Consider the following 10,660-nt stretch of genomic DNA (forward strand, 5'->3'; position numbering starts at 1 on the left):
AGCAGGTCCGCGCGTACAAGCAGGAGACCAAGCGGGCGGCCCGGAAGAAGACCTGACGGCTGCTGGTCACGATCGAGGCCGCCCTCTCTCATGCGTCGACGAGGTCGTGTCCCTGCGCCGCCGGCCTGTGTGATGTGGAGTCCGTCGACTTGCTGTGCACACGCTTCAGCGTTGCCCTTCCAGCCGGAACGGACTCGGCGGGTGACCCCGTCGGCCTTGTCTTCAGAGGTGAGAAGGTACATCGAGCTCAGCACGCGGGGCTGATACCGGAGCAGTCGAGCGAATCCAGCGCCCGATGTGCCGGGCCAGACGTAGGCGAATGACCAATCAGGCCGTCTGCGGACTCGGCGGCGGGCCGGGTCAGTCCGTCAGATCGACCCTGACCGTCAGTAGGTGCGTGCCGAGCGCCCGCACCGCCGCGCTGTTGAAACGCGACAGCGTCCGCAGCCGTGCACGGGAGTCGTCTTGTGGGATGAGCTGAGCCGTGCCGCTGTGCCATCGTCCGTTTATGCGGACGCGGACACGCGGGTCCGCCTTGATGTTCCGCACGTACTGGGACTTCTCGCCGTATTCCGAGACGAACCAGAACTCCCGGCCGGTGCGGCGCCCGCCGATGGGAGTCCGCCGAGGCAGTCCGGAACTCCGGCCGGTGGTCTCCAGGAGAACCTGGGTCGGCAGACGGACGGTCAGCGGGTTGACGATCCTTCGCTGGAACGACGTGACGACCCGGTGCTTGATCTCGTTGTTGCGTGTCATGTGTCTCTCCCGTCTGCCGTCGCTGTTCCCTGACCTGGATTCGGGCCGTCAGGGTCACGCCGTGCGATCGTACGGTCGACGCCGTCGGGCACATCAGCGGCCCACGGCCCCGTCTCGGGTGCCATCTCACGTGCCTTGAGAGCAGCCGCGAGGACCGGGCCAGGCTGTGAGAAGGCTCCGGGATTCGTCTGACGGGCTTGCAGCAGTCGTGGGCCGGCCCGGAGACCCCGGGATGGGGCATCTCTCATGCATCCACTCGGCGCCCCTCGCTGCTCAGGTCGTGCCGTCGGCCTTCGAGGACTTCAGGCCGGTCTGGTGGGCCAGTGCGATGACGGCTTGGTCGAACATCTCTTCCGGTGCCTCGACCACTCGCTGGAAGTGGCCGAAGACCTCGAAGCTGATAAGTCCGAAGAGCTGTGCCCAGGCAGTGACGACCCAGGGCAGCACGTCCTGCGGGACCGCGCGGTCCGATTCCTGGGCGAGCTCCAGGACGTCGGAATCCAGCACCGTAGCGGGAGGCACCCCCTGGGCGGGCGCCTTCAGGGCGTCAGTGGCCAGGGCCGATTCAGCCAGCGACAGCAGCACCAGCGCCACCCGGGAGGCCGGCTTCACGGTTTCCTGGGGCGCGCGGTAGTCGGGGACGGGCGCGCCGTAGATCAGTGCGTACTCATGCGGATGACCGAGCGCCCAGCGGCGCACGGCCCGGCACACGGCCACCCACTCCCGCATGAGATCGGTGCTGCCGCTGTCCTTCAACGCCATCTCCGCGGCTTCACCCACCGCTTCGAACGCGTCGATGATGAGCGCCGTGAGCAGGTCGTCGCGGCTGGGAAAGTAGCGGTAGAGGGCTGACGGAACCATGCCCAGCTCACGTGCGACTGCGCGCAGCGAGAGCCTGGCGGCTCCATCTGCGGCGAGCTGTCGTCGTGCTTGGGTCTTGATGGCGTCGGTGATCTCGGCTCGGGCTCGTTCCCTTGCTCCCTTGATGGCTCCCATGTGAGCAGTGTTCCACAAGGTGGAGAACAGTGGCCAAGCACGAGAGCAACTCACTTGTTTTGGATCAGTGTTCACGGCACACTGGTTCGTGACCACATCGAGACTCTGACTCGTTGTCAGGCCGATGTGCCACAGGGTGGCGGGCACCCCACACCTCGTACCCGCCATGCGCAGGCTCCGACCAGCGTGCCGCGCGGTGGTCCGCTCCTGGGGGCTGAGTACCTCGGGGCCCGGACAGTTCCGCAGATACGATCCCGAACCGGCTTGGCTCGGTCGAAGCCGCCGCGGGGCAAGAGGCCGAGAGAGGAGGCCGTGTGATGATCACTACCGGGTTACGCCGGGGGCGATCAGATGAACCGCCGGGGCCCGTGCGGGAGTTCGAGAGACCGGTCCGGCGCAGCGTCCCAGGCGCCCGCGCCGTGAAGCGAAGACCCGCACCGAAGCGCAGTTCGGTGGGTGTATTCCCGCTCGACGGGTCGGAAGGGTAGACACAAAACCGACCGCGCCGCGAAATGCTGAAGATGCCCCAATTCCCGGGGGCAGGGGCAAACCGCGCCCCGTACCGTCTCACCAACGGGCATGCGAACGCTGGAACGCCTTCGCCCTCTGTTTCTGGTTGCCTGAAGTGCAAGCATCACCTGCTGAAGCACCCAGTGGGCGGCGTCGGGTTCGTACGCGTATGCGCCTGAATGGAAGGGTGCGTCTGTTCTATGCAGAATTCATCTGTCGATTATGCAGATCGTTCGGTAGTTGACAGGACCCTCAAGATCTTCGGATGCTTCAACGTCAGGAATACCGCTCTCACCGTAAGTGAAATCAGCCGCAGGTCGGGGCTGCCGGTAGCGACTACCTACCGCCTTGTATCAAAACTGCTGTCGTGGGGAGCTTTGGAACGCGCAGCGGGCAACAAATACAGCATCGGCCTACGCCTATGGGAAGTGGCCACGCTCGCCCCGCGGCACTCGATGATTCGTACCGCCGCCCTGCCACACATGCTCGAACTGCAAAGAGAAACCAATTCATCGGTCTTCCTGTCGGCCCGGGAGGAGGGCGACGGAATCTGGTTGGAGAGCTTCTGGGGAGACGGAGTACACCTCGACGGCTCATGCATTGTGGGTAACCGGTTCCCGCTGTACGCGTCGGCATCCGGGCAAGTCCTGCTGGCCCACGCCGACCCCGCGCTTCAAGGTGAGCTCTACTCACGCGGCGCACGGGCCATAACGGGGCGCACCGTCACCGGCTCGCTCACCCTCCGCAGCCTCGTCAACGATGTGAAGCGACGAGGGTACGCCGTGGACGACTGCGAGCCGCGCGACGACCTTTCGGGTGTCGCAGCTCCCATTCACGGCAGTTGCGGAACCGCAGTCGCTTGTGTCGCTCTGTGTGGTTCGTCGGCAGGCGCGTCGCCTCATCAGCGCGCGAAGCCCCTGCTGGCAACGGCAAGGCGGATATCTCAAGAACTCGCCAAGCAGCAAGGACTGAGGATCCCTTCGCCGCGCGGGGGCTTGGACTGCAGGGAGAATTGAGAGCCATTGCAGGGACGGCGACGCAGGTACGAGCCGGAGTTCCGTGAGACTGCCGTAGGGACCGTGGCCGAGACCGGGAAGCTGATTCCGCAGGTGCGAAGTACAGGGCCACCGCCGAAGGCGCCGCCGCCAACTGTTGACCCCGTCTATGCCCCCATCGCATCAGATGCGATCCACAGCCGCTTTCCCCCCTCGATACGCGAAGTTGGAGGCATCCCGTGAACTCGACCAGCCGTACGGTGGTTGTCACCGGCCTTGGAGCGACCACTCCGCTCGGCGGCGACACCGCGTCCACGTGGCAGGCGCTGCTCGCCGGCCGCTCCGGCGTCCGACTGCTGGATGACGAATGGGCCGAGGACATCCCCGTGCGCATCGCCGCCGAGATCGCGGTGGAGCCCGCCGAACAAATACCTGAGCCAGAGGTACAAGGGCTCGACCGCAGCGCACAGTTCGCCCTGATCGCAGAGCGCGAGGCATGGGCCGACGCCGGATTCACCGGCCCGGCGGGCACCGAGTCTTCGCCGGATCCCGACCGACTCGGCGTCGTCATCGGGTCCGCCGTCGGCGGAATGGCCTCTCTGCTTCAGCAGTACGAGGTCCTCAAGGAACAGGGCGCCCGCAATGTGTCCCCTCAGACCATGCCGATGATGCTGCAGAACACGCCGTCGGCCGACGTCGGTCTGGACGTCAACGCCCGTGCCGGCGTGCACAGCACAGCCAGTGCCTGCGCCTCCGGTGCCGAGGCCATCGGCTACGGCATAGACATGATCCGTACTGGCCGCGCCGACATTGTCGTCGCAGGCGGGACGGATGCAGCCATCTGCTCCCTCAATGTGGCCTCGTTCAACAACATGAAGGCCATGTCGCAGCGCAATGACGATCCAGCCGCGGCGTCCCGGCCGTACGACACCGCCCGCGACGGCTTCGTCATAGCCGAGGGCGCGGGCGTCGTCGTACTGGAGTCCGCCGAACACGCCCAGCGGCGCGGCGCACGCGTCTATGCGGAGGCGGTCGGCCAGGGCCTGTCCGCCGACAGTCACCACGTCGCGCAGCCCGAGCCGACGGGCCGTGGAATCGCCGCCGCCCTGCGGCACTTGCTGGACTCCAGTGACCTGAAGCCCACCGAGATCATGCACGTCAACACGCACGCCACGGCAACGCCCCTGGGCGACGTGGCCGAGATCAAGGCCATCCGCGACGTTTTCGGTGTCGACGTCGATCACTTCGCCGTGTCCGCCACGAAGTCCATGACAGGCCACCTGCTGGGCGGCGCCGGCGGCGTCGAAACTGTGGCCGCCGCTCTCGCCCTGTACCACCGCGTCGCACCGCCCACGATCAATCTCGACGATCCCGACCCCGAAGTGCACGCCGACATTGTCCGCGGCGAGCCTCGCCCCTTGCCTGTAGGACGTATCGCCGCCCTGAACGACTCCTTCGGCTTTGGCGGCCACAACGTGGTATTGGGCCTGCGCACGGTCTGAGCCAGCCCACCGGCACGTGCCGCCCGGGCGGTTGGCAGAGGTTGTGAGGATCCGTCCACCGCGGAGGCCGGACTCCTGGGCTGGGGAGTCCGGCCCGATCGGATAGCAGGGCCTGACGGGGAGTCGGGCCCTGCTTTTCCGTGCCTACCTCGCGGCGTCATCCGGCCCTGCTTGGTCTGTACGTTGAACAGCCCTGTCAGACTCGTTCGCGACGTCAGCCACCAGGTGACACTCCAAGTTCTGCATTTCCACCCTTCGTTGTAATGCCCCCGTAAAGCAAGAATGAGGGTGACATGAGGACGTCCGGTGGAACAAGATCCGACTAGGCGAGCACCTCGAATGCGAACCGTGAGCACTTAGAGGTCGGTTCGTGAGGTTTTTTTCAGTAAGAGGTCTGAGCGGATCAGGCTCAGCTCTATGGTCCATGAGTTCAATATCAGCAATTTCGAAGACCTGGTTTTCACTGGCTGAGAAAGCGGGTTGTTCGCCTCACGGTCCTCTGGCCACGCTGTAGGGGTCGGTGTCAGGCAGACGGAACCTACCAATCGCGACCACATCTCGGAAAGCAGAGGCGTCTTCGCTGCCGGGGCGACGGGAGGCGATTCAGAGTCGCCCGCCCTTCCGGCACCGAGCCACTTCCCAGAGAATCAATGTTGAGAGAGGTAGTACCGGACAATGGGTCATATTGCTGTCGTCGGCATGTCGTGCCGATTTCCTGGGGCGTCCAACCCCAGTGAGTTCTGGAAGCTCTTGGTGAACGCTGAACCGCAGTTCGATGCCGTACCGGAAGGCCGGTGGGACCATTCTGTCTGGTACCGGCCAGGCGAGTTCCGGCAGCCGCACAGCGCCTACACCGACCAAGTCGCCTTTCTCGAAGAAGTCGACCACTTCGCACCTGCACACTACGGAGTGCCACCCCGCCGGGCCCGCACTATGGACCCTCAGGCGAAGCTCTTCACGGACCTCGCCCGGGAAGCGCTGCAGGACTCCGGCTGGGAGCGGGACGGCTTCGACCGGGCCTCTACCGGAGTCTTCGCCGGTGTGGCGTCCGTGGACCACCGTGACATCAGCTTCTCCCGCGTCACCGCCAATCTCCTTGCAGACGGGTCCTTGCACCAGGACGTCAGCGATCCGGAGCTGCTCACCGAGCTGCACGAGGCCAGCAACTCCTCGGTGATGCCGTTCAATTCGTTCACCATTCCCGGATCTTTGGCCAACATGGTCCCGGCCACGGTCAGCGAGATCCTGGATCTGGGCGGTCCCTCCCTCGCCGTCGATGCCGCCTGCTCCTCGGCGCTCGTCGCTTTGGACACCGCGATCCGCTCGCTGCGCGCCGGGGCATGCTCGATCGCCCTTGTCGGTGGCGTCTACATCGGTCTGACCCCGTCCTCCTTGGTCGGTTTCTCCCGCGCCGGCGCGCTGTCCCGGAACGGAGTGTGCCGGCCCTTCGACGAGCGCGCCGACGGGTTCGTCCTGGGCGAGGGCGGCGCGACGCTGGTGCTGCGCCCTCTGGAGGACGCCCTGGCGGCGGGCGACCGCATCTACTCCGTCATCGCCGGTGTGGGCATGGCCAACGATGGCCGCGGCGGCGGTCCGATGACCCCGCAGACACAGGGCCAGCTCGCCACGCTCCGCGCGGCGTACCAAGACGCCGGGATCGTCCCCGGAGACATCGACCTGCTGGAGGCCCACGGAACCGGTACCCCGGTCGGCGACCGGACCGAGTTGGAGGCGCTGCAGCTGCTGCGTGCCGAGGAGGAACAGGTCCGGCCGTGCTACGTGTCCTCCTCCAAGGCACTCATCGGCCACACCCTCTCGGGTGCCGGTGCCGCCGGACTGGTGAAGGCTTCACTCGCCATCCACCACGGCGTCGTACCACCGCAGCCCACGGAAATGCGCGTCAGCAGCGAGCTGGCACTGGAGGCGGCGGAGCTGCGCCTGACTACGCGCCAGCAGCCTTGGCCGCACGACGAGTTGCGTCGGGCGGGCGTCAGCTCGTTCGGCTTCGGCGGTACGAACGTGCACGCCGTCCTGGAGGGCGCGCCACCCAGTCGCACTCCCGGCCCGGCTACCGGGACCGGGGGCGGAAGGTCAGCCCGGCAATCCAACGAGGAGCCCCAGGACGAGCCCTGGCTCTTCCTGCTGTCCGCCGGGTCGGTGCCGCAACTGGCTCGCCACGCCCAGGAGATGCACCGGTACGTCACGGACAATGCCGACGTCGCACCCGCCGCCGTCGCCCGCACTCTCGCCTCCCGTACGCTGCTCACCGCACGCTTGGCCATCATCGCCGCCTCCCGCGAGGAGCTGCTGAGCCGCCTCGAACTGGCCGCCCAGCACCTGGCGGACGGACAGGTCGGCATGCCGGCCGAAGGCGTTCACGCGGCGGCCGAGCCCCTGCCGTCCCAGGACCGGAAAATAGCCTTCGCCTTTCCCGGCCAGGGCTCCCAGCGCCCCGGCATGCTGGCCGACCTCGTCCAGCGTTTCCCCCTGCTCGCCGAACGAGCCGCCGGACTGGCCAAGGCGACGGCCGAAGTCTCCGATGAACTCGCCCAGGAACTGCCGGACTTGGTCTGGTCCCGGCACCACCACGACGACGCCGAGGCGCAAGCGGCGATGACGGTGACCGACCGCTGCCAGCCCGCCCTGGGCATCTCCGGTATCAGCATCACGGAGATGCTGGCCGCCTGCGGAGTGCGACCCGACATCGCCGTCGGGCACAGTGTCGGCGAGTTCCCCGCCGCAGTGGCGGCCGGCGTTCTCGACGCCCGGGACGCGGTCGCCTTCATGGCGCGGCGGGGCTCGGCCCTCGCCGAGACGGTGGCACCCGGCGCGGGCGCCATGCTTGCCGTCCAGGCACCGATCGCCGAGGCGGAACAACTCGCCACTGGGGTCGAGGGTGTGTGGCCCGCTTGCTACAACCACGAGGGCCAGCTCGTCCTCAGCGGCAGCAGCGAGGCAGTCGACGTCATGCGCGAGCACTGCCGTCAGCAAGGTGTCGCCTCCGTGCGGCTGGAGGTGTCCCACGCCTTCCACTCGCCCCTGGTTTCCGCGGCGGACGAGGCGATGGCCCACACCGTCGAGGATCTCCCCGTGACCACCCCCACGCGCACCTTCGTCTCCAGCGTCAGCGGCCGGCCGTGCCCGGAGCCACAGGAGGTCAAGCACCTGTGGGCACGCCACCACATCGAACCCGTGCGCTTCATCGACGCCGTCCGCTCGGTCGCCGAGGACGGTGCGCGCTTCCTCGTACAGCTCTACGGCGGCGATACCTTGCTGCAGATGGCCCGCCGCAGCGACGCCGGCGCCGGGCTTGACCTGCTGGCCGCAACCAACAGCCAGGCCGACGGTGGACGGGCCTTCCTCACCGTCCTCGCCCGGCTCGCGGTCGCGGGGGTGCCCGTCGAGCCGTCAGTACTCTTCGGCGCCGACGTCGACAACGCCGAGCCGCTGCTGTCCCTCCCCCCGTCGCCGCTGGACACGGCGGTCTACACCGTCCTCACCGGTACGGGGCGCAAGCCCAAGCCCGCGCACCCGTCCGCTCCATCCGCCACGCCCACGGCAGCGCCTTCGCCGGCCACGGCCGACGGTGGGGACGCGGCCTCAGGCCCCCACACAGCCCTTCCTTCCCCCGTCCCCACTCATCAGCTTGGAGAGCCGAACATGAGCGGTCTCGTTGAGTTCCTGCACGCGCAAGTCGCTCTGCTCCAGTCCTTCGACCCGGCTGACCGGAGCCTCCCCGCCCCGGACTCTCATCCCGCTGCCGAGCTTCCCGTGAAGCAGCCGGCCGAGGCGGCCACGCCGGACAGCGGCGCCGCCCGGCTCGCGGCCGCGGGCGCCATGCCGGCGCCGAGTGCGGCGGACACCGCCGCTGAGGTGGAAGCCGTCGTGCTGTCCGCCATAGCGAACGTCAGCGCGTACTCCGAGGACTTCCTGCGCGCCGAGCACGTATTCGCCACCGATCTCGGCTTCGACTCCATCATGCTTTCCGAACTCGCCGCCCGGCTGCGCAAGCAGTGGCCCGCAATCGAGGTCAGTGCTGCCGAGATGATCGACATCACCAGCGTCGGCTCACTGATCGGCATCCTGCAGGACCGGCTCCGGGCGGAGCATCCGACAGCGATTCCGGTGCAGCGCACGGCGACGCCACCCGCGCCCACCCCACAGGCCACCGCCGGTGACCCGGAACGGGCCGCCTTCGACCGCCGGGAGAACGCCGACGTCCGCCTGTTCCCGGAGGTCGTCGCCTCCCAGGAGCGTGCGCGCACGATCGCTTCGGCCAGTACGCACAACCCGTTCTTCCTGCAGCATGAAGGTACCATCCGCGACACCACCCAGGTCGGCGACCGCGAGTTGATCTCCTTCTCCAGTTACAACTACCTCGGCCTGTCCGGGCACCCGCAGGTGGCGGAGGCCATCCAAGTGGCCGTTGAGCAGTACGGCTCCTCGGTTTCCGCCGCGCGGATCCTGTCCGGCAATCGGCCCCTGCACGAAGAGCTCGACCGGGGCCTGGCAGAACTCATCGGAGCACAGGACGCGGTGAGCCTTGTCAGCGGTCACGCCACCAACGTCACCGTCATCGGCCACATGATGAGCCCCGAGGATCTCATCCTGCACGACTCCCTGGCCCACGACAGCATCATTCAGGGTTGCCGACAGTCGGGGGCTGCTCGCCAGCCGTTCCCGCACAACGACCTCGCTGCCTTGGACCGGATCCTGACCGAGGTACGCCACCGGTACCGCCGCGTCCTGATCGTGGTCGAGGGGGTCTACAGCATGGACGGCGACACGGCCGACCTGCCCCCTCTGATCACCATCAAGGAGAAGCACGGCGCCCTGCTGATGATTGACGAAGCGCACAGCATCGGCGTCATGGGCAAGAGCGGCGGGGGCATGGCGGAGTTCTCCGGGGTCAACCCCGACGACGTGGACGTCTGGATGGGCACCCTCTCCAAGTCGTTGGCCAGTTGCGGCGGTTACGTCGCCGGCCGACGCGAACTCATCGAGCACTTCCGGTACACGCTCCCTGGATTCGTCTTCAGCGCCGGGCTGCCCCCGGCCTCCACCGCCGCAGCGGTGACTGCGCTGCGACTGATCCGCGAGGAGCCCGAGCGCATTGCCCGGCTGCACGACAACGCCGACGCGTTCCGGCGGCTCGCGACCGAGGCCGGCGTGAACGTGGGCACCAGCGAGAACACCCCGATCGTGCCCGCCATCACCGGTGACTCCCTCAAGGCGCTGCAACTCGCCGACCGGCTCTACGCCGAGGGCGTCAGCGCCAACCCGATCCTCCACCCGGCGGTCGAGGAACGCCTCACACGACTGCGGTTCTTCATCACTTCCGAGCACACCGAGCAGCAGATCGTCACGACAGTCAAGATCCTCGGCGAGGAACTCGCCAAGCTGTCCTGACCCGCAGCCGGCACCGGGACGGAGGTGAAGGCCTCCTCGGCTCCGTCCCGGTGCCCCCGGTCAGTGTCCGGCCTCGGCCGAGGGCGATGCAGGCCCCCGGTTGGCAAGGCCTCCAGAGCGCCCGCCGCCTGGTGGGCATGCCGATCCTCCCCTTCCGCTTGAGACATCGAACCGGAGGCGAGCCCATGACCGCCCCCACCCCCCGCACCCTTCCCTCACCGCCCTGGCCAGCGACCACCGAGCAGATGCCCGCGCTGCCGACCAAGCATGAGATGTTCCTGGAAGTCATCACGGCACAGATGGAGGGCTCCGCCCACCTGAACTCCGCCTTAGCCGATCGTGAGCTTGAGGGCCACGTAGATCGGACTCGTGGATTCGTGGAGTGATCGTTCGCGGCCCGCCTCTCCCGCAACCGGCAGTGCACTGCTATCCCGGCTCGATGGCCAAGCGCGTGCAGCAGCTGTGCCAGTACCTCGTCGACCACTACGACGG

At 67.5% G+C, this 10,660-nt stretch carries 5 protein-coding genes and 1 pseudogene; 4 read left to right on the forward strand and 2 right to left on the reverse strand.

Translation table 11 applies throughout. The features are described from left to right. Positions 1 to 360: 360 nt before the first annotated feature. Both AN215_RS00190 and AN215_RS00195 read right to left on the reverse strand, forming a co-directional pair. Complete coding sequence (locus AN215_RS00190) at positions 361 to 756, reverse strand: nitroreductase/quinone reductase family protein (protein WP_070008661.1); 396 nt, start codon at positions 754 to 756, stop codon at positions 361 to 363. 273 nt (positions 757 to 1,029) lie between these two features. Continuing rightward, positions 1,030 to 1,752, reverse strand: a complete 723-nt coding sequence (locus AN215_RS00195; RefSeq protein ID WP_070008662.1) for a TetR/AcrR family transcriptional regulator — start codon at positions 1,750 to 1,752, stop codon at positions 1,030 to 1,032. A 710-nt stretch (positions 1,753 to 2,462) separates the two neighbouring features. Between AN215_RS00195 and AN215_RS28265 the strand changes: the two genes are divergently transcribed. From AN215_RS28265 to AN215_RS28270, 4 genes and pseudogenes are all read left to right on the forward strand, one after another. Then, positions 2,463 to 3,278 carry an IclR family transcriptional regulator gene (locus AN215_RS28265; RefSeq protein ID WP_171904097.1) on the forward strand — a complete coding sequence of 272 codons (816 nt, stop codon included), beginning with the start codon at positions 2,463 to 2,465 and terminating at the stop codon, positions 3,276 to 3,278. A gap of 218 nt (positions 3,279 to 3,496) precedes the next feature. Then, positions 3,497 to 4,759, forward strand: coding sequence for a beta-ketoacyl-[acyl-carrier-protein] synthase family protein (locus AN215_RS00200; RefSeq protein WP_070008663.1), 1,263 nt, complete (start codon positions 3,497 to 3,499; stop codon positions 4,757 to 4,759). Positions 4,760 to 5,434: 675 nt separating this feature from the next. Then, positions 5,435 to 10,168: a type I polyketide synthase gene (locus tag AN215_RS00205; RefSeq protein WP_079122548.1), complete on the forward strand. Its 4,734-nt coding sequence runs from the start codon at positions 5,435 to 5,437 to the stop codon at positions 10,166 to 10,168. A gap of 409 nt (positions 10,169 to 10,577) precedes the next feature. Further along, positions 10,578 to 10,660: pseudogene (locus AN215_RS28270) on the forward strand (HhH-GPD-type base excision DNA repair protein); the annotation flags it as partial.

Origin of the sequence: Streptomyces abyssalis (assembly GCF_001751365.1) — a bacterium.
Taxonomy (GTDB): Bacteria; Actinomycetota; Actinomycetes; order Streptomycetales; family Streptomycetaceae; genus Streptomyces; species Streptomyces abyssalis.

Coding starts and splice junctions, on each gene's coding strand:
- AN215_RS00190 (WP_070008661.1), bottom strand. CDS start 756: ATGACACGCAACAACGAGATCAAGCACCGGGTCGTCACGTCGTTCCAG.
- AN215_RS00195 (WP_070008662.1), bottom strand. CDS start 1,752: ATGGGAGCCATCAAGGGAGCAAGGGAACGAGCCCGAGCCGAGATCACC.
- AN215_RS28265 (WP_171904097.1), top strand. CDS start 2,463: ATGCAGAATTCATCTGTCGATTATGCAGATCGTTCGGTAGTTGACAGG.
- AN215_RS00205 (WP_079122548.1), top strand. CDS start 5,435: ATGGGTCATATTGCTGTCGTCGGCATGTCGTGCCGATTTCCTGGGGCG.